General features: G+C 53.4%; 13 protein-coding genes. 10 read left to right on the top strand and 3 right to left on the bottom strand.

Annotation, left to right across the window (positions count from 1 at the left end):
• Together cax and PN498_RS00895 are read right to left on the bottom strand one after the other, a co-directional pair.
• A partial coding sequence (gene cax, locus PN498_RS00890) for a calcium/proton exchanger (protein ID WP_272060784.1) occupies positions 1–750 on the bottom strand: 750 nt, incomplete at its 3' end.
• 235 nt (positions 751–985) lie between these two features.
• Positions 986–8890, bottom strand: coding sequence for a choice-of-anchor L domain-containing protein (locus PN498_RS00895; protein ID WP_272060785.1), 7905 nt, complete (start codon positions 8888–8890; stop codon positions 986–988).
• Between the two features lie 319 nt (positions 8891–9209).
• Between PN498_RS00895 and PN498_RS00900 the strand changes: the two genes are divergently transcribed.
• Positions 9210–10010 carry a Uma2 family endonuclease gene (locus PN498_RS00900; protein ID WP_272060786.1) on the top strand — a complete coding sequence of 267 codons (801 nt, stop codon included), beginning with the start codon at positions 9210–9212 and terminating at the stop codon, positions 10008–10010.
• Positions 10011–10213: 203 nt separating this feature from the next.
• Here the strand turns inward: PN498_RS00900 and PN498_RS00905 are convergent, their stop codons facing one another.
• The gene (locus tag PN498_RS00905) at positions 10214–12157 is read right to left on the bottom strand and encodes a calcium-binding protein (protein ID WP_272060787.1); all 1944 of its coding nucleotides are present in this window, start codon (positions 12155–12157) and stop codon (positions 10214–10216) included.
• 192 nt (positions 12158–12349) lie between these two features.
• Between PN498_RS00905 and PN498_RS00910 the strand changes: the two genes are divergently transcribed.
• The 9 genes from PN498_RS00910 to PN498_RS00950 all read left to right on the top strand — a co-directional run bounded on the left by PN498_RS00910 (position 12350) and on the right by PN498_RS00950 (position 20446).
• Positions 12350–13117, top strand: coding sequence for a Uma2 family endonuclease (locus PN498_RS00910; protein WP_272060788.1), 768 nt, complete (start codon positions 12350–12352; stop codon positions 13115–13117).
• Positions 13118–13289: 172 nt separating this feature from the next.
• Complete coding sequence (locus tag PN498_RS00915; RefSeq protein ID WP_272060789.1) at positions 13290–13667, top strand: hypothetical protein; 378 nt, start codon at positions 13290–13292, stop codon at positions 13665–13667.
• A gap of 132 nt (positions 13668–13799) precedes the next feature.
• Complete coding sequence (locus PN498_RS00920; protein ID WP_272060790.1) at positions 13800–14402, top strand: hypothetical protein; 603 nt, start codon at positions 13800–13802, stop codon at positions 14400–14402.
• 47 nt (positions 14403–14449) lie between these two features.
• Positions 14450–15355, top strand: a complete 906-nt coding sequence (locus PN498_RS00925) for a hypothetical protein (protein WP_272060791.1) — start codon at positions 14450–14452, stop codon at positions 15353–15355.
• Positions 15267–16358, top strand: a complete 1092-nt coding sequence (locus tag PN498_RS00930) for a DUF1822 family protein (protein WP_272060792.1) — start codon at positions 15267–15269, stop codon at positions 16356–16358. The genes PN498_RS00925 and PN498_RS00930 overlap by 89 nt, the downstream gene beginning before the upstream one ends.
• A gap of 35 nt (positions 16359–16393) precedes the next feature.
• A complete protein-coding gene (locus PN498_RS00935; protein ID WP_272060793.1) occupies positions 16394–16810 on the top strand; it encodes an element excision factor XisH family protein in 417 nt (138 codons plus the stop codon).
• Entirely contained in the window at positions 16798–17133 is a 336-nt protein-coding gene (locus PN498_RS00940) for a XisI protein (protein WP_272060794.1), read from the top strand. The genes PN498_RS00935 and PN498_RS00940 overlap by 13 nt, the downstream gene beginning before the upstream one ends.
• A 142-nt stretch (positions 17134–17275) precedes the next feature.
• Positions 17276–19618: a CHASE2 domain-containing protein gene (locus PN498_RS00945; protein ID WP_272060795.1), complete on the top strand. Its 2343-nt coding sequence runs from the start codon at positions 17276–17278 to the stop codon at positions 19616–19618.
• Between the two features lie 99 nt (positions 19619–19717).
• Positions 19718–20446: a DUF928 domain-containing protein gene (locus PN498_RS00950; protein ID WP_272060796.1), complete on the top strand. Its 729-nt coding sequence runs from the start codon at positions 19718–19720 to the stop codon at positions 20444–20446.
• Positions 20447–20456: the final 10 nt, after the last annotated feature.

The following is a 20456-nucleotide window of genomic DNA, read 5'->3' on the forward strand; positions in this document are numbered from 1 at the left end:
AATTTCTGAGACGAAAGCGACGCCGATGGTAGCTGCAAACAGTACGCCAACCCAGAGCCAGAGGTTAGGTTTCTCTTCAGCTTCGTTGCTTTCCCCTGCGGCCTCTTCAGGAGCAACGTCTAGGTCTTTCATGCCAACGTCATAGAGATAGCTGTGAGTCTTCAGCGAAAACAGCAGCGTTAGGGCATAAACCACAATCAAAACTACAGCAACAGTCACTGAAAGATTGAGGATGGTTTTCGGTTCAACAACCGTCGAGGTTTTGATTAGCAAAGCCGGTAGAACCAAGGCGGTAACGGCCAGAGTCATGGTTGAACCGTTGATGCGAGCGACGATGGAGGCAAACGTCTGCTCTTTGTACTTAAGGCCGCCAATGAGCATCGACAGCCCGGTAACCAAAAGCAAGTTAGCGAGCAGGGAGCCAGTAATGCTGGCTTTGACGACACCGACCAGTCCCGCTTTCAAGGCAACTAAGGCAATAATCAATTCTGTGGCGTTGCCAAACACCGCGTTCAGCAGCCCGCCAATAGTCGGCCCGGTGATGACGGCGACTTCTTCTGTTGCGGTGCTGAGCCACAGGGCTAGGGGAACGATCGCGATCGCCGACACCACAAACACAACCAACGGGTCCATCTCTGCTCGTTCTGCCCAAATGGCAACGGGAATAAAGAGGAGTAGTCCAAAGGAGATGATATTGGTGATATTGAATGGAGATTTTGAGTCAGCGGCAGTGGACACAGGCGTATTCATCCTTCGATATCAGGTCAAAGAATCGTCGCATCAATCAATAACATATACCTACTGCAATGAAGCCACTTTCATGTCAACCTTGATGGAATTCTGATGTCCTCATCGACTGAGGCGTTTTCTGGCAATGAACATCCCTACGTCGGTTGGTGCCGAGAGGATGCTGACTCAAACTCCGCTCAGAAATTGCATTCCAAGCGGAGTTTGAGCAGATTAGCCAAAGGCAAAAGGCAGAGGCTTAGATTTCGACAATGCTCGGTGAGGTGGGCAAAATGCTCACAGCGAGTTCTGTCAAGGAATCGCTGACCAGGGATGGCTGCTCTGGTAGGGCGATCGCACCCCGATTGAAGTCGATGTCGGTCAGTTCAACCGTAGATAGGTCATCCGGCTGACCGCCCCTTGTAATGGGATCTCGACCAACAGGATCCCGACCCTCGATAGACGGTTCGTCGTTGTCCACAATCATCTGCTCGATAGTTTGCGCCTCTAGACTGCCGTAGCTGGGATCAATGGATTGTGCAGTAGCCGTGATGAAGCCAAAGTGGATAAAATCCTCTACCAGCGTGTCATCGACAGCGGTGAACATGAGTTGGCGATTGATCAAGGCATCCTCAGGCGTAAATATCACATCAAGAGGATTGCCCGCCCCGTTCCCTAAATCAATCTGCTCATCAGGATCAAGGGTCACGGTCACGGTTTCCGTGGGCATTGTATTGAGCTTCAGGTTAAGCACCGAGCCGTCTCCCTCGCGCACCTCGCCAGAGCCAAACAAGTCAATACTGCCCAGTGGCGTTTCGCTGACGCCGAGAGATCCTGCCTCCAGGAAGATAGCCGAATCTTTCCAACCATCGCCAACGTCTTTCACCTCAATTTCTAGATGGTTGACCGCATTAGGGTTCACGGCTCCTGTAAAGGTAAGCACCTGAGTGTAGCCATCTAGAGGCGTTTCGTTACTAGCAGGGCCTGTGCCGACCGGATTGTGGATGAAGTCTGGGTGATAGTCACCGAAGGGATTCGGGACGAGGTTGTTGATATTGACTTCTGAGCCGTCACTTAGCCGAGCTAAGTTGAAGCCGTTAAGCTTAATGCTAAAGGTATCGTTGAAATCGCTGCCGCTGGACTCGACGAACTCTTCTGAACCCACTGCAAAGCGCAGGAATAGCTGCTCAACGCTGTCATCTGCCTCAAAGCTGACGGAGAAGCGAGTCGTGTCGTCCTCGGCTCCGGGCAAGCCAAAGTCAGTGCTGAGTTCGGTTTGACCATTGATGCGCTGAGCGGAGGCGGTGATTTGGCCGGTGAGGGATTCACCGTTGTTGCCGGCTTCGCCCACGTAGAGGTAGAGCGGACTATCGGGATCGAGGCCAAGAGTCTCACTCAAGTTATTGAAGTCCAAGGCTTGGGTGAGGTCGAAGCCGACGGAACCGCCGTCTCCTAGGCTGATAAAGCCCGTGTCACCATCAAAGTCAAATTCACCGAGGGTGGCGATCGCGTTGTTCACATTGCCATGCAGCGACCCAAACATATCAGCCGTTTCAGGGAAATTAGGATTGCTGGAGGGCCGCTGTTCACCGGGTGTAAAGTAGGTGCTGAGGGGACTGAAGTCAAAGAGATCCAGCCCTGGAATGTCATCAATGCTGGCAGCGTCGTCGATCAGGACGTTGCTGATTTTCACACCCACCAAGTCAAAGCCTGTGCGCTCACCCCCTGCGCCCCCTGCGCCCGAACCGCTATCGGCGATCGTCAAGGATTGAAGTTGTTGCAAATCAGAGAGGTTGGCTCGGAAAACAGCCGTTTCAGGTGGATTGGCAGGATTTGCAACAACATCGTCAATTGTGCTGGCAGGCGTTGCATTTGGATTCAATTCAACGTTGGCGATCGCATTCACTGGACTGGAAGCGGCCTGGCGAGTGCCCACAGTTTCAGTAAAGCCAGGACCAGACCCCAATTTCGTAAAGGTGAGGGGAATATCAGCATTACCGACAAAGCCACCCTCTTCACCATTCGGACCCACAAGGTGAGTTACATCGCCAGTGCTCATGACAAAACCGCTGCCGAGACCCATTGGGTCGTACTGGAAGGTACCAAAGGCGCGGGTATCGCCTTCAACTTGAGTCTCTAAAATGGTCAATCCCGTGGTGTCGCCCAGAATAGTATTCAACAGACTATTGGTGTTATTGGTTTGGCTAATGCTGAAGGTGCCCGCGCCAGCCAATTCGGCATGGTCAGAAGTTGGGTCGAGAGTAGCGCTGGGTTCAGACGCAGGGGCTGCCTCAGCTACGGCTGGCGTGGCGGCGATCGCCTCATTTCCTATCAATGACTCATCCTCAGTGAGCAGACTCTGCTGTTCTTTCTCTTGATCTCGAAGTTTGCGATAGTCCTGATAGATAAAGTTGATCGCCGATGCTTGAGCCTCTGTGTCCGTTCCGATCTGCAGGTCATCGATAGGGAACGTCTCAGAAGCGGCTGCCTCGCGGACTTTCTGGATTGCGGGCAGCAGCAGGCCAATTTGCTGCGGGTCAGCCGGGTCCACTTGCAAATCGTCGATGTCAACCGTCTCAGAAGCATCCACCCCCCGCAAAACAAAGTCAAGGATTGGGATATGTTTGTCGCCCATTGCCTGCGCGCTTTGTCTCGCCGACAGCAGGAGATCCAGATTTTGGGGATCAGCGTCGTCGTCGAAGAAGTGGAAGGCGTCGCTAGCCAGTTCTAGCCCGGTCACGCCTTGAAGGGTGCCGACGATATCGCTGTTGCCGTCAGCGGTATAGACGATGTGGGTGAATCCGTCGCCTGCTTGCAGCATGTAGTCACTGGCGCTACCGTGGAGGGTGATCGCATCACCCTCTTCCAGTGAAAAGTCTGTGACGATAGCTCGATGCTGGCTGCCGTTCGACTCCGGCCCATCCTTGATTTTGATATCGGTAATGTCAGCGTCGGGATTGGGTAAGACCTGGAAGTCGTCAATTGTCCCAGTAGGCTCATCATCTGATGCGGCATCGTCGCCTACGTAGTAAGTCGATGCGCCGTCACCCAGTAGGAAGATGTCGGCCCCAGTGCCGCCCGTCATGGTATCGATTTCGGCGTTGGCCGGAAATGCCGGAGCGCCCCACTCGATGCCGAGAATAATGTCGTTGCCCGCGCCACCGTCGAGGTCGTCGTTGCCATCACCGCCAACTAAAAAGTCATCGCCGTCATCACCCAAGAGGCGATCGCTCCCCCCTGTGCCACCTTCACGAATGTTGTCGATGATGACATCATTGCCGCTGCCGCCGCGCAGTTCATCATCACCCCTACCGCCCATCATGAAATCGTTGCCATCGTGACCCCGCAGTTCGTCATTACCAACCAGTCCCATAATGGTGTCGTCATGTTGAGTGCCGTCCACATGAACCCGCTCGAAGTTTAGAAACTCAACCTCATCCCACGGAGTGTCATTTGCAGCATTGCGGTAGTAGCGACTGATGATCAAGGGACTGTTACTGACTTCGCTTTGCAGCCCTTCCCCGGTGTCACCGACAGAATAATCCACAACTAATAGGTCATCGCCATAAATGGCATGCTCACCGCTGCTGAAACCGTCAATACCACCATCGGCGTAGTCTAGCCCCAAACCCGTATTGACGATATCGTCGCCCGCGCCGGTACGGAAGTCGTTCTCGACCCGTCCGAGCTGGGTGAGCTGGTCGTTGCCGCCGCTGGTTTGCACTTGCTCAAAGCGCTCAAAACCGTAGATAGCTGACCCATTGCCAGCGAAGAAAAACTGGTCATTACTTTCGACGTTAGGATTCAGGCCAGTGAGCACCACATCCGTGTCGTCGTACGCTAGGTTGCCGGAGAAGGTATCAATACCAGCGCCACCATCGATCCAATAAGTGACGTCAGCATCGGCATCAGGGGTATAAAAGACTTCGCCAAAGGCATCATTGAAATGAATAACGGTGTCATCGCCAGCATCAGCAGTGACGTAGTTGTTCCCTTGTCCAGTGAACACAGTATCGTTGCCCATGCCGGTATGGATTTCATCATCACCAGCGCCACCCCGGATGATGTCACTGCTCTGGGAACCAACGACTTGCAAACGCTCAATATTGTCAAACTCAACTTGGTTGATAAATTCGCCGGAGCTGGTTGAGCCTTGATCGTAGTTGTAGCCGCCAAAAAGACCGCTCTCGTTCTGGTGATTGAGGATCAGGCGATCGCCCCCGTCATCCGCTTCGTCACCCCCATTTACGCGATCAATATTGTCGTTACTGGTCCGCCCTGGGGCGATATCGTTGCTGGCGCTATTGCCCCAGAGAATGTCGGCGTGATCGCTGCCCTGAATATTCTCGATGCTGATGTAGGTGTCGCCTTGGGCATCGCCGCCAATCCCCTCGCCATTTAAGTCAACCACGACGCTAAAAGCGGATTCGCTGTAATCGACCCAGTCGCGGTTATCGCCGCCGTCCTGTTTGTCAGCGCCCGCGCCACCGATGAGGCGATCGCTGCCGCCATTGCCATTCAGCTGATCGTCGCCCAACCCACCGCGAAGCTCGTTGGCGTAGTCATCGCCCGTCAGCTTGTCGTTGAAGAAAGACCCCACCAGGTTTTCAATGCTGTTGCGGTCCGTGGGGGTCTCGCCATCCTCCTCAAGCACCATCAAGAGGCGATCGCCCTCGGCATGGCCGCGTTCGCCATAGCCAGAGTCGTACCCATCCGTGGCTGCCAGACTCACGATTACTCCGGTAATTCCGTCAGGAGCATCCTTCATCTCTGGAGAATCGATGTACCAGGCTGTGTCAATGCCCAAGCCGCCATCGAGGATATCTTCGCCGCCGCCGCCCAGCAGCAGGTCATCATCACCCGCACCACCCAGTTCATTGTTGTTTTCGTCGCCGAGGAGCACGTCGCTCATCTGGCTGCCCTGCACTCCTTCAATATTGGTTAAGACATCGCCATCGGCATCGCTACCGCCACCGCTGAAGACATTGCCACTCAGCAAATCAACATAGACGCCTGCCGTGGACTCCATGTAGCTGGTGCCGTCCTTGTCGCCCGCACCGCCATCGATGATGTCGGCTCCGGCCCCACCGAGAATGAAGTCGTCGCCGCCGCCGCCGTTGAGAATATCGTTGCCGCCGCCACCGAGAATGACATCGCCTACCCCCTCGACGTTGCCGTCACCGCCCGTGATGGTGTCGCCAAACTCTGAGCCGATGATTTGCTCAATGCTGTTTAAGGTGTCTTGGCCTCCCTCACCGTCGTCGTTCTGGCTCTGGTCGGCCAAGTTGACGACGACAGAGTTAGGGGCACCGGCATAGGAGACGCTGTCGCGACCGCTGTCACCGTTCAGGGTGTCGTTTCCGGCTCCACCCTCCAAAAAGTCGCCTTCTGTGCCCCCATTGAGAATGTCGTTGCCGCCGCCCCCTTGAAGGACGTCGCGATCGCCCTCACCATTCAGCTCATCATCGCCCTCACCGCCGTAGAGTTCATCAAAGCCACTGCCGCCATGAAGCGTGGCCCCAGTGAGCACCCCCGTCAGGTCAATCACGTCGTCGCCAGACTCGGCATCGGCAGTGATTGAGGTGACACCCGGATAGTCCCAAGTTGCGCCATAGGCTTCTACCGCGATGGTTTCGTTGCCTGCTTCCCCGGCAACGTGGCTGACAATGATAAATTCATCCTCATCGATGCCTTCCTGGTCAATGCCCTGGAGAATGTCGGCAGCGTCATCGCCCACTGTGAGTTCGGTTGCGCCCCCCTCACCCACGGTCGCCTGCTGGTGATCTTCGTCCGACGCCGTCGCCGGGCAGCCCGCGCTAAAGTCCGCAATGGTCACCCGCTTCTTAAAGAGCGATCGCTCCACGGCAAACCGTCTGAATCCAAACCCGCCAATGATCGAGAACCGCAGGTCAAACTTGCCAGATGGAGTGAGAAAACAGGAGTCCGCAAGATCGGGAATGGGAACGCGGTTGTCCTCTCCCTGCCCGTTCAGATCCAGGAAAAGCTGCGGCACAATCCCGATTCTCGGCTCGATGTAGGCTGGGCCCAGACGCAGCTTGCCGCCGACGTCTACGGCAAACGCCACGCCCACCAGAAAGTCGTTGTCGTTAATGAGATCAAATTCCTGATCGATTTCGGGCGTGTTGATGTAAAAGCCGTTGGCAATCAGCTCGGGATTGGGAGTGCCGTCGCTCACGCTTTGGATGTAGTCCTGAAGGCCCGAGCTATCCAGTCCAAACCCGACATTGGCTGCCGCTTCAAAGCTCTTGGTGAGGGTGATACTAATGGGCGGAAACGCTGGAATGGGAAATTCTGTCGTCGCGCTGACGCCAAACGCTAAGGTCGGCAGTTCCAGCGCCAGCAGGTCAACTGGCTCGCCCAGCAGCAGTTGCACCGCACTCGTCGGGTCACTGAGCAGCGGAAATTCTAGACCCGTGCCACCCCCCAGATCGATTCCCGCCAACGACCCAAGTGTGTCTGTCGCATCCAGCGGATCGCCCTCAAAACTCAGCTCTCCCAGGTCATAGCCGACATCCCCGAGAATGATTTGCTGGCCGTCTACGTCGACCGCATCAATCGCCGTGAGCACCGTGGTCAGCGTGGTCAGGACGTTGGCAAACTCAGCGGACTCTGGATTGAAGTTGCCGCCAAATGCCTGGACTAAACCTGGTAGCAGCTCGATCGCGGATTTTTTGATCAGCGGGAACTCATAGTTGAGGGTGCTTAAAAACGGATCAAGCGGATCAAGCACCGTGCCCATGCCTTCAAAGAAAGGTCCCAACATACCGCCTAACAGCGACCCTACATCAATGGAGACGTCGTTGAACGCGATCACCGGAATCAACGTCTGCGCATCCCATGCCTCGCCTGCTTCTAGCGTCCAGTCCAGGGCTAGGGTGGTACCAATGGTAGGCAAAACTGGCAGATCGGGTGTGGCAAGGGCAATGTCGAGACTCGCACCAGACTCGCCGGACAGAGTTGCGGTAGCATTCTCGCCGTCAAGATCCACCGCCACGCCCAGAGTCAACGCACCGCCGCTGTCCTCGCCTCCAATTTGAAACGCTCCCAACGGTCCAACTGCCGACAAGTCAGAGACGCTAGCCGACAGCCCTAAGCTCAGCTCGTTGCTTTCATCCGTGTTGACAAAAAAGCCCTCGCTGTCGAGGCCCATTTGCAAATTCCAGTTGAAGTCGACGTTGACCTGCGTTTCCCCGCTGATATCAATGCCAGGAACGGTTTCAGCCAAAGTCAATTCGGCCCCGGTCACTTGCAGCGCTTCTCGGCTAAGCGACAAATTGAAGCTAAGGCTGTCGGCCGTTTCAGTGAGAGCGATGCTGCCGTCTAGCCAATCTAAACCTGCCTCTCCCAGAGCGTCGTTAAGCGCCTGCTCTAAAGCCGCTGGAGTCAGGTCGGCTGGCGTGATTGCGTCAAGTTCAGCCGCGATCGCCTCTCGCAGCTGCGCCACAAAATCCACGGCCTCGTCACTCACACTCGCCAAAGCCGAGCCAATCAGCGGTAGATTTTGACCATAGACCACTTCATCAAGGGTCGTTTCTAAGTTGGTCAGAAAATCGGCTAACCCTGCTTGAAATGCGTTGAGGTTATCCCCTTCATAAGGCGTCATCGCTTCAGCCGTGACGGTTTGTCCATCGACCTGTAGCGTGATGTGGTCGTTCTCAGACTGAATCGCCGCTAATTGTGAAGCGCTGAGCGGCAAGCCCTGCACCTGCGCGGCAAAAAGTGCACCTTCATCGCCTGCGGTGTCGGCTGCATTCACCTGCGCGTCCACGAAATGACCGATTTCTTCAATTAACACTCGGGTCAGCGTAGACGGGTTTGTTGACTCAACCCAATCTGCCGCTAGATAAATAGTCTGTGTGTCCTGAGCGAAGGCTCCGTTAGCCCCGGCTAAGTCAGTCGCCGGTAGAATTTCAAGACGAGGAAGCTGAGAGAAATCGCCATTTTGCCAGGCCGTGTGGAGCGATCGCAGCGCCTCTACATCCGTTGCACTTCCTTGGTCAAAACGGGTTAGCAACTCCTCTAGCGCAGTGCTTTGCGCCCAGGTTTCCAGCGTTTCCAACGTATCAGCAAGCGCCGCATCAAGGGTATCGCCATCAAAGTCGATCGCAGCGTAAATCGTAGGTAAAACAGTGGAGGGCATCATCAGCTCCTTGGATGAAGAACATTGAGAAGCACTACAGCCTTCTCTCTGGTCATCACTCAAGGTGTTTTGCTACCGATTATGCGAACAAGGATAAGTTGGCAGTTTTCGGCAAAGATGCTGGGTTAGTCTATCAGGACTAAGGCAACTCGTGCCTTTCTCCCTTTGCTGATGCGGGGATTAGGACTTTTTGTCACACCGGAGTTTAGTCAGCCGCGTCGGCTGGTGACCTTACACAGAGCTACCGCTAAAGGCAGAAGATGAAAGAAACATTTTTTGCACTGCAGTACAATAGTGCTGATGGTAGTTTGAGTCTATCGCCATGGTTTCTCGCCCTATAGACACCTTACCCACTACCGACGAGCTTCCTTGCTCCGACGATACGCCCGTGGATAACGAGGATCAAAATTTACTCCCAAATTTGTTGCTATTAGCTCTTGCCAGTCTTTGGTCAGAGCGCATGGACTGGTTTTTTGCTGTAGATATGGCGGTCTATCATACGACTGGCGTCAGTCCTAAGGTGCCTGTTGTTCCTGATGCGTTTCTGAGCCTTGGGGTTGATCGCCGAAAGAACGGCAAGTCTCGCAAAAGCTACGCCACTTGGGAAGAAAACTGGACAGTGCCTATCCTAGTGCTAGAGATGGTCTCTCATCGCTATAACGATGAATATGAAGAGAAGCTGGATCTGTATAAGCGTTTAGGAGTTTTGTATTACGTCATCTACAATCCCAACTATTGGCAACGTCATCAACACCAACCCTTTGAGGTATACAAGCTAACAGGGTTAACATATCAGCTACAAATTGGTGAACCTTATTGGATGACAGAAGTTGGCCTAGGCATTGGCCGAGGTCGTCAGGTGGTTGGTGGCATCGAACAGGAGGTACTGCTCTGGCATGACGTCCATGGCAAAGCCTATCCGTTGGCGGATCAGGTTATTCAAGATATGCAGGCTCAACTTCAATCTGAGCGCCAGCGAGCTGAACAGGAGCGCCAGCGAGCTGAACAGGAGCGCCAGCGAGCTGAACAGGAGCGCCGGCGAGCTGAACAAGAGCGTCAACGAGCTGATCGGCTAGCTGCCTATCTTAAGGCTCAGGGGATTAATCCTGATACGCTACGCTAGCATAGGCCAATCACACCATTGCCCGTGATCCGCCCGCGTCTAGCGTCGCAGGTGCTGATAATGGCCAGATTTGCCTGGCGAGACATATTCCCTGCTTCCTTGAGACACTGAGATGTACTTGACCAAGCTGCACAGGGCTATAAGTCATCAAGAGAAGAAGATCTTGAGAGCTAGCCGATAAAGTGAAGGCAATCATCAAATTGCTATTTCGATGAGGACGGCACCCAGTCAACTACGATGCCAATTAGGTCATATCGTTCGACAGGACCATCAGGACCGCCGTAAGACACATCACGGATAACTGCCGTGTCGGGTGTTGCGTCGCCGAGACCCAGGGAAAAATCAGGCACAAAGGACATATTGTTTGTCGCCCCGTGGAAGCTGTCTCCATCGGCTGTGTTGAAGTCGGTAATGATGAAATAGCTATCAAGTCCCTGAGTCACCAGGTTAGTACTGCCTAAAGCGATCGCGGTCTCACCGTCATCTTGATAAGCTTGCCCTTCCCAATGGAAGGTATCGGCACCACTGCCGCCAGTAAGGACATCGATGCCCGACGCGCCGTAGTTAGTGACACCCCCCGCGAGAAAATCATCACCGCTTCCTCCCAGCAAGCTGTCGTCGCCCTCGCCGCCAAAAAGGGAGTCGTCACCGCCTTGACCGTAGAGAGTGTCGTTGCCATCGAGTCCAAAAATGTTGTCATCGGCGAAGGTGAGGATTAATCCATTTTCCGGGGTCCAGGCAAATTCGCTGTTGCCATAAAGGGTGTCGTCACCATCGGAGCCAGTCACATTATTTGTTGGTAAGAAACCCAGGCTAGCGGTCGGCGGCACGAATTCCAATGCCGTACTAGTAGCGCCGATACGAGTCGGGTCTGCGGAGGTCAGCTCAGCCGTCGGCTTAATCGTCGGCTCAATCGTCGGCACAATGGGTAAAGTCGCTGAGAGCGTCAACTCAGAATTATCGCCATTGAACAGCAGAGAATCGCTCGAAACGCCAGCGACAATACCGATTAGCTCGCGATCATTGAAGAAAGTGTTTGAAGGCGCATCAAAGGCTAAGCCCTTGTTCTCATAGATGTGTGTCGAGACGCCGTAACTTGAAAAAACAGCATCTTCAAGGATGTAGCCTGCGTCGGCGTTTAGCTGAATAACATCACCTACACCGAGGTCAGTAATGATGGCATAGTCGTTAAAGCCTTCGTCGCCTAGAACGCCATCTGTACCATTGTCATAAGCAGTTATTCCACTCGCGACCCCGTCTACGAGAAAGTTTGCTCCTAAAACAAATCGATCGCTGCCGTTGCCCCCATTAAGCAAATCGACTTCACCTTGACCCGGCAACTCTCCAGAAAGCGGTGCCGAAGGAATTGAGGTGCCGTCTAGGTAATCGTTGCCTGCGCCGCCGGATAGAGAATCATTACCATCATTACCCGAGAGGTTGTCGTCGCCATCATCGCCGATGAGAAAATCGTCACCATTGCCGCCTACAATTTCGTCATTGCCATTGCCGCCGTAGAGCCGGTCATTGCCACTACCGCCGTTAATTCCATCACTACCGTCATCGCCATACACAAAGTCATTGCCGCTACCGCCTAAGATGCGATCGCTACCGCCTCCCCCTGTGAGGGAATCGTTACCGTCGTCGCCACTAATAGCGTCGTTGCCTTCTCCACCATTGACCACGTCGTCGCCGGCATCACCATCGAGGATGTCATCTCCCTCATTTCCCCAGATAAAGTCATCGTCCTCTCCGCCATAGACACTGTCGTCGCCCTCGCCTCCTGTCAGAGAGTCAGTACCGCTATCGCCCCAAATAGCATCATTGCCATCACCACCATCGACGCGATCGCTGCCAATACCCCCATAGACCGTATCCTCACCGTTGCCACCGTTAACAATGTCGTTACCCTGCTCACCGTAGAGCGTGTCATTGCCTTCATCACCGTTGAGCAGATCCTCGCCGCCGTTGCCATTGAGTACGTCGTCGCCATAGCTGCCATAGAGTTCATCATTGCCGGCATTGCCCAGGATCTCGTCGTTGCCCAAGCTGCCATCAACTAAATCGTTGCCGGCGCCAGCTTCGATAGTGTCGTCAAATAGCGTGCCAACCAGCAAATCATCGTTCTCAGTGCCTGGGATAAAAGCCATGGGAGGTCTCCAAATTTGAGTTGCGGAAAGCGGCGTTGCTTTCTGTCAATCACTCAGGAGGAGAAATGAGTTTTATGCAAAATTAGGACAGTTTAGAAGTCAGAATTCAGTAGAACGTCAGTTCCGTTTCGCTAAACTTGGGAGTAGCTTGTAGCGAAAGCCGTGCGATCGCCCTCCACTTAACGCTGACTCATGACACCAGAAACAGCTGAACAGCCAACTGAGTTGTATGACTGGGAGGAACCATCTCCTCCAACCGACTTAATTTTTGATGACGGAGAACCTTTGGAAAGCAATCGCCATCGCATTGCCATGAACGTCCTGATCCGTTCAACTCAGCAGATGTTTTTGGAGCGAGGGCAGACTGACACGTTTGTCGGCGGCAACATGTTTGTCTATTACAGCCGCAATCAGGCGATGAACCGCGACTTTCGGGGACCCGACTTTTTTGCTGCGCTTGGGGTAGAGAGCGATCGCGAACGAAAAGGTTGGGTTGTTTGGGAAGAGCAGGGCCGTTATCCCGATGTCATCGTGGAATTGCTATCACCCAGCACCGCCGCCACTGATAAGGGTGTCAAAAAGGATCTCTATGAAACAGTCTTCAAGACCCGTGAATATTTCGTTTTTGACCCTTTTGACGCTGATTCTCTGCAAGGTTGGCGACTCGATTTATCTCACGGCTATCAACCTTTGTTACCTAATGAGCAGGGCTGGCTCTGGTGCGAGACGCTAGAGCTGTGGCTAGGCACTTGGGAAGGTGCTATTAATCGAGAACCGATGACGGGAAGGTGTCACTGGTTACGACTCTATGATCGCGAGGGCAAGCTTGCTCCCTTGCCAGAGGAGTCAGCACAGCAGCAGGCCGAGCAAGAAAAGCAGCGAGCTGAACAAGAAAAGCAGCGGGCTGATCGTTTGGCAGAAAAGCTACGGGAACTTGGTGTTGATCCGTCAACGCTATAGCACCTATTGTTCAATCAACACGCGGCAATGCGTCATGCGGCACTGTGTAGGGACACGATATATGGCATCTCTTTAGCTGTGATCACAGAACACCGTCACAATTTGCATAAAAGGCTCTGAAACGACCTGAGTGATGGACGTAACGACACTGTCTATTCAGGAGATACGGTCCATGACTGCACTTAAGCTATTTTCTCGACGCTTCAACAAGACTGTTTTGGTCATTGCGTTGACTATTGTGGCTGCGATCAATATTTTTGTGCCCAGCGCGATCGCCCAAAGACCGCCCATGCCTTACCAAATAACCAGCTCAGATTGGGTAAGCATTGGGGCTGGAGAATCTGGAACGCTAGTCTGGCGTTGTGGCGATCGCTATCGCTATACCGTGGGTGGTGGATTTGAAACGGAAGCCATTTCGGGCAATGCTTCAACTGGCTTCAAAGTGATTCACTCCCATCCTGAAGACTCGGCAACTTGGAGACTACGGTTACGTAATACCGATGACGTTGCCCGCAATGTAAAAATCTACAACGTCTGCGCACTGCCATAGACGAGAGAGTCTACGGGGACATGGTCGGCATTGTCCCCGTTATTTAGCTTTGTACAGTCATCAGGATATGAACCATTTTGAGACGGATCTTTGAGTAGGGATTTAACCATGAGTGAAGGGAGGGGCAACGCCATGACATCTACCAGGTTGCGCGATCGCCTGGTTCGCTTCTTTGAATTGTGGGCATTCCGCTTTGCTGTCAATCTGCTGAAGTTTTCGTTGGCGGTGACGCTCGCCGGAACGCTCATGTTTGCGGTAGCGATGGCTTATCTGTTTACGACAACGGGGGAAGGCTCTCTGTCAGCAGGTGGAAGGCTCCTGCAGGGGGCAATGCAAGGATTCAACTTTGTTTTGTTTAGCGTCACGGGTGGAGGCGATTTTCAAGGTGGTGTTCCGGAAATCGGTGAGCTGATAATGGCTTTCGCAGCTCCGTATTTAACCGCGATCAACGTTGTCGTGTCTATTGCTGAGGCGCTGACCGGCAAAAGCCTATTCAGAGGATGGCGATGGACTACTAGCTTTCAATTGAAAGCCTTACTAACTGTGTTCGGAGTTTTGGTTGTCCTATCGATCGCAGCGAGCAACCTACCTGCAATCGAGTTGCCTCATTGGTTACGCATTCTGTCGTTGAGCTTTTTGGGAGGATGGGCAGCAGTAGTATTGCTACTATTAAATGCTGTCAGCCTCAATGCCGAGAGAGCCTTTCGTCGCTATCGCGATCGCGTCCTGTCCTGACTTGTGATCTCAGCCCGGTTTGTCAACGGCATCTTTGAGTAGAGCGTATGGAATCAGAATTGGAGCAACTGCTACATCAAGCTCAGCGAGTCACTGATAGGAGCGATCGCACCGAGGTGATATCGTCGCTAACGGCAAAACTGATGCGATCGCAGTCCTTAGGTCGCCCGTTCAAAGATGAGCCGAAGAATGCGGTCTATCGGGATTTGCGAGATCGCATCAAAGCCTCCCTGCGAGAAGCCATCACAAAAGCCATAGGGCAGTATCAGGGCGATCGCGATACGGTACAGACCTGGAGCCGAGAAGTGCAGGCAGCAGCCCTCCACACGGCCTTAGATGACGATCAGCTCAAGCAGCTGGCGTTGGAAGCTCAGCGACATCTATTTCGCAGTCCTCAGCGACAGCATGCGCTCACCCAACTCATCGAAGCGATTCGGCAATCGGGACGGCTAGCCCATCCCCACCGGAGCAAATTTTCGCCTGCTTTTTACGATTTGCTTTACGACGAAGCGCTAAACCAAACCTTGGTATACGTGTGCCGCAAGATTGACAATTACGATCCAGAACGAGGCACGGCGCAAAAGTTTATGAACTGGGTCAACTTTCGGCTGGATCGCCAAATTATTGAGTGTCGGCGAGATTTTAATGAACAGGACGCGCAGGAACTGCCAAATTTGAACGATTTAGACACGATCGCTGCGCCTGCTCCAGCCTCCACCTCGTTGGCAGATGAGGTCAAAGACTATATTGCTACCGACCCTGAAGGCGTATTTGAAGCAACCCACATTCGCCATCACCCTAAGGCTAGCTTTCAGGCGATCGCCCTGGCTCGATTTGCTGAACGAAGTTGGGAGGACATCGCCCATGAATTTGCTATCAAAGTCCCGACTCTCAGCAGTTTCTTCCAGCGCTGCTGTGAGAAATTTGCCCCGCAGTTTCAACGCCTGCTGTAATGCGCCACTCCATTCCACCCGCGAGACGACGATCATGAGCGACTTGAGCAACCCATCCGCATTTACCATTCCGCTGGCGCTGACTGCTCACCGCCGTGCCAAAGATTTTCAACGCCGCCATTCAACGCCGTCGGTGCAGAAGCGTGTTTACCTGAATACCCTCGCTGTCTATGCTGGGGCAACCCATCTAGAGATGTGCGGCTATGAGGTTGAGCTGAACCATAGCTATAGTCACGACCCAGCCCAACAAACCCTGATGAATGTTGCTGATATCTGGGTGGCAGAGGTGGGGCGGTTAGAATGTCGGCCCGTTTTGCCGGGAGAGAATACCCTCTCTGTTCCTGCTGAGGTGATGGGCGATCGCGTCTGTTATCTCGCTATTCAGCTAGACGATTCCCTTCGGCACGCGACACTGCTGGGTTTTGCAATTCCCTTGCTCGCTTCCACCCAATCCATAACTTTAATTCCACTCTCTGATTTACAGTCTCCGGAAGAATTAGGAACGTTTTTAGAAAAAAAAATTGCAGGGTCAATTCCCGTCCAGTTGAGCCGTTGGCTTCAGCAAACGACTGAGACTGGTTGGCAGACGGTCTCTGATGCACTCGCGGAACTCACCGCTCCGTCTCCAGCTTTCGCCTTTCGGGGATCGTCTGCCACTGACGCTGAAACGGAGACCCACCCGATTCCCAGCATCGGACAGACCAAATCCGTCACCTTGGGAAGCGGAGAAGATGCTGTTACAGTATCGCTGCTCGTTGGGTTAATTCCCCAAGCACAGGATGATATTGAAGTCTGGGTGCAAATCAGTCCAGCCGCGAACCAAGCTCGTCTACCCTCTGCACTGCAACTGGCTATTTTGGACGACTCCAACACCGCTGTGATGCAGGCCGAAGCGCGAGATACCGAAGCTATTCAACTCAAATTTGTGGCGGCGATCGCCGAACAGTTCAGTGTTCGAATTACGCTAGGCGATCAGAGCTTTACGGCACGTTTTGAGGTATAGCCTTAACCCACAGACATCGAAGAGATGCATAAATTATGGCAGCCAAGGATATTTTTCATGATGCGGTCAAACATGCGCTCAAAAAGGGCGGCTGGACGATTACTCACGATCCGTTCTTTCTCAGTTTCGGCGGAGTCAATATGTACGTGGATTTAGGTGCTGAGAGAATCATCGCGGCTGATCGTGGAGACGAAAAGATTGCTGTGGAGGTTAAGAGTTTCGTTGGTCCTTCTGCCACGACCGAATTTAACTTTGCGCTTGGGCAGTTTCTGAAATATCAACTTGCGCTAGAAGAAGAGCATCCTGAGCGAGTTCTCTATTTAGCTGTTCCAGTAGATGCCGAACGGGAATTCTTCAGGCTGGAACTGCCACGCCGATTAATTGAACGCTACAACGTTCGATTACTAATTTACGATCCAGAAGAGGAGGTAATTGTGAAATGGCAGACGTAGATTTTTATCGAAGGTTAGTACAAGAGCTATTGACGGACTACAGCAACATCGACCTTAACGATCCAGGCTTAGCGACCGAAACCATTTTTGATATTCAACGTGACCGCTATCAAGTAGTTCATGTCGGTTGGTCAAACAAGCATCGCGTTTATGGCTGTGTTCTACATCTCGACATTAAAGAAGGCAAGATTTGGATTCAGCATGATGGTACTGAAGGTGGTATCGCCCTTGAATTAGTCAATCGCGGTGTTCCTAAACACGACATCGTTCTAGCGTTCCACTCTCCATTTAAAAGACAGTTTACTGAATTCGCCGTGGGCTAAAAACCTGTATTCAATCAGCCGTTGACCCGTATCTAAACCTAATCAGGTGAGGTAAGGGAGTATAGGGTCTGAGCTGTATTCAAGATTTCGGCTTTACGAACAGGGTTTAGGGCTATTTTCGATCCCCACTCATTCACTTACCATGCGTCACCAGTTTGTCACTCTTACCCTCAACGGAAACCTGGAACACCATGGGTTTCGCGTGATGGTTGAAATGGGTATTGAAGGTCAGCGTCCTGATGCCGTCGTGACGGGACAACTGCCCGCCAATTCAATCCTGCGGAATGCTCTGCGCGAGTGGCAGCAGCAGTATCGCCAGCTTGATACACCAACACGCATTCGGCCTAAGGAAATCGTTTACGTCGGGTCGATGCAGCGGGTTGCTGCTTGTCGACAAGCAGCCAAAACGCTGGCGCAACAGTTCAATCAGTGGTTGGCGGCGGAGGGCTTGCGCTCTATTGATCAGCGCTTGCGAGAAGAGCTGAATACTCAGGACATTGTGCGGGTGCTGGTGCGAACTACGAACCGCGACCTGTATCATCTGCCTTGGCACCTGTGGGACTTTTTGCAGCGCTATCCGCAAGCAGAAGTTACGCTTGGCTCGCCCCAGTTCAAGCGTCCCGAGATCGCCCCACCTACGACTAAGCAGGTCAATATCTTGGCGATTCTGGGACACAGTGACGGCATTGATATCAGCCGCGATCGCGCCCTCCTATCTCAATTACCCAACGCCAACGTCACTTTTTTGGTGGAACCCCAACGGCAGGCCATCAACGACCAGTTTTGGGAGCGATCGTGGGACATTCTTTTCTTTGCCGGACACAGCGACAGTGCCGATATGACCGGACGCATTTTTCTCAATCCTCAGGAGAGTTTGACACTAGAGGAACTGAGCTACGGATTGCGGCGGGCGATCGCAAACGGACTACAGCTCGCCATCTTCAACTCCTGCGACGGACTTGGACTGGCACAAGCGCTGGAGTCCCTAAATCTGCCACAAATGATTGTCATGCGTCAGCCCGTGCCAGATCGGATTGCTCAGCTTTTCTTGACTTATCTGTTGCCAACCTACGCGATGGGTCAGCCGTTACCGCTGGCGTTACGTCAGGCCCGAGAAAGATTGCAGGGAATTGAAAACGAGTTTCCTTGCGCTAGCTGGTTGCCCGTGCTGATGCAAACCGTACCTGATGCGCCACCCACTTGGCAGCAGCTTCAGCAGGCTGAGCCAGAATCCCGTTCTCCCCAAAGCCAGATCGCGATCGCTGAAATCTCTTCCAACCCAGGACGATGGCAACCGGCTCTCCTCGCCACTCTGATCACAGCCGTCCTGGTTTTGGTGGTGCGATCGCTGGGCGGACTGCAACCTTGGGAGCTTCGCGCCTACGATCGCCTCCTGCAACAGCGGCTACCTCAATCCACCCCCGAGCGCTTGCTCGTAATTGAAGCGACAGAAGCAGACGTGAACCGCTACGGTTATCCTCTGCCGGATCAGGTTCTGGCCGATGTGATTGAGCGTTTGCGTCCCTACGAGCCCCGGCTGATTGGGCTAGATATTTTTCGCGATCGTCCCGAGGCAAATAGTCCGCTGCAGGCCCTGTTTGAGACTCAGGAAAACTTAGTTGGACTCTGCAATGCTCAAATTGGTATTCAAGGGGATCAAAGCGGTATCGCACCACCGCCGAATCTGTCCGAAGATCGTTTGGGTTTTAGCAACGTTGCTGAAGACCACGATGGCGTCATCCGCCGTCATTTAGTGTTTATGACGCCCGAGGCAGACGACCCTTGCGCCACTCGGTTTTCCCTAAGCGCGTTATTAGCAATGGAATATCTTGAAATGGCAGACGTTGAGCAGCAAATCCTGCCAGACGAGCGCTTGCAGCTCGGACAGGCCATATTCGCTCCTCTGCATAGCCACTCAGGTCCCTATCACAATCTCGATCACTGGGGCTTTCAGGTCTTGCTGAACTATGCCGATACCGAGACGTTTGTTCAGCAAATTTCTGTAACAGACCTCCTGACACAAGACCTCGACTTTGAAAGTCTGGAAAATTATGTCGTCCTGATCGGGATGTCTGCTCCGGTCTCCAATCCGACGGACTATTTCCTCACGCCAGAGGGGGCTAATCGCTGGCCGCGAGAGCAGATTGCCGGGGTGCTGCTGCACGCGCAGATGGTCAATCATCTGCTGACGGCAGCGCTCGACGGACGATCGCCCATCCAAATCTGGCCTCAATGGGCTGAGATGATATGGATTGCTGGCGGGTGCGGACTGGGTGGACTGGTAGGTTGGCGCTATCGCCGTTTGAGGGTGGCCGCGATCGTAGCGGGGGGCACCGTACTCCTGATTTACGGCATCGCTTGGGGATTGCTGAATTTAGGGTGGTGGATACCTTGGGTACCTGCTGCAATAGGTTCACCCCTGGCAACAGCAGGAGTTTTTGCTAGTGCTTATGGATTGGAGCAAGCTCGAAGGTCTAGAAAGTGAAGCAATTTTAGATTGACGATTTTGGATTTTGAATGTGTAGGTAGTCTGTTTCGATAGTTCGAGCCTCGATGTCTATTGCTATGGAACAGGGGAGAGGATATGAAAGTTCGGTTTGTACCGCATTTGCGAAAACGCTTGGCAAGGGTAACGGTGATTACTGGAAGCGTGCTGACGCTGATGGCGACGGCCCAAGCAGTCCCCTTAGATCCTCCAAACCGAGGCGCACCGGGACGCAGCAGCACCATTCGCACGGCGGGAAGTCGTGGCTGTGGCATTATTGCGCTGGAACCGACGCAGACCCATTGGGGTGAGACTACTCAACCACAGCCCACGTTCTGGGTCTTTTTGTCAGAAGTAGGACGCACCATCAACCTGTCTTTGGCACCAGAGGGCAGCGATGAGGTTCTCTACACCGCCACCTATGCTGAGATCCCTCAAGTTGGCGTCAGTCGTTTGGCGGTTCCTGAAGGGATGCCCGCGCTGGAGCCGGATGTACCCTATCGCTGGACGCTATCGGTCGATTGTCCTGATGAGAGCGGCGAAGATCCGGCGACGACAGGCGTAGTAGTGCGGCGATCGCCCTCCGACGAACTTAGTCAGCAGCTTGCAGACGCCGATACTGAAGAACGGATCAATCTGCTTGCCAGCCACGGCTTTTGGTACGACACGCTGACCGAAGTGGGCGATTGGCGACTGCGTGATCCTCAATCTGACGACGCCTTCATCGCCTGGGCCAGTTTACTAGAGCATGAAGTCGTACAGCTAGACGATGTGGTGAATCAGCCTTTGACTGACTGCTGCCAGTCTGACATCGACTTTGAACTTTAATTGTGGATTC

The organism is Oscillatoria sp. CS-180 (genome assembly GCF_028330965.1).
Taxonomy (GTDB): domain Bacteria; phylum Cyanobacteriota; class Cyanobacteriia; order Phormidesmidales; family Phormidesmidaceae; genus Halomicronema.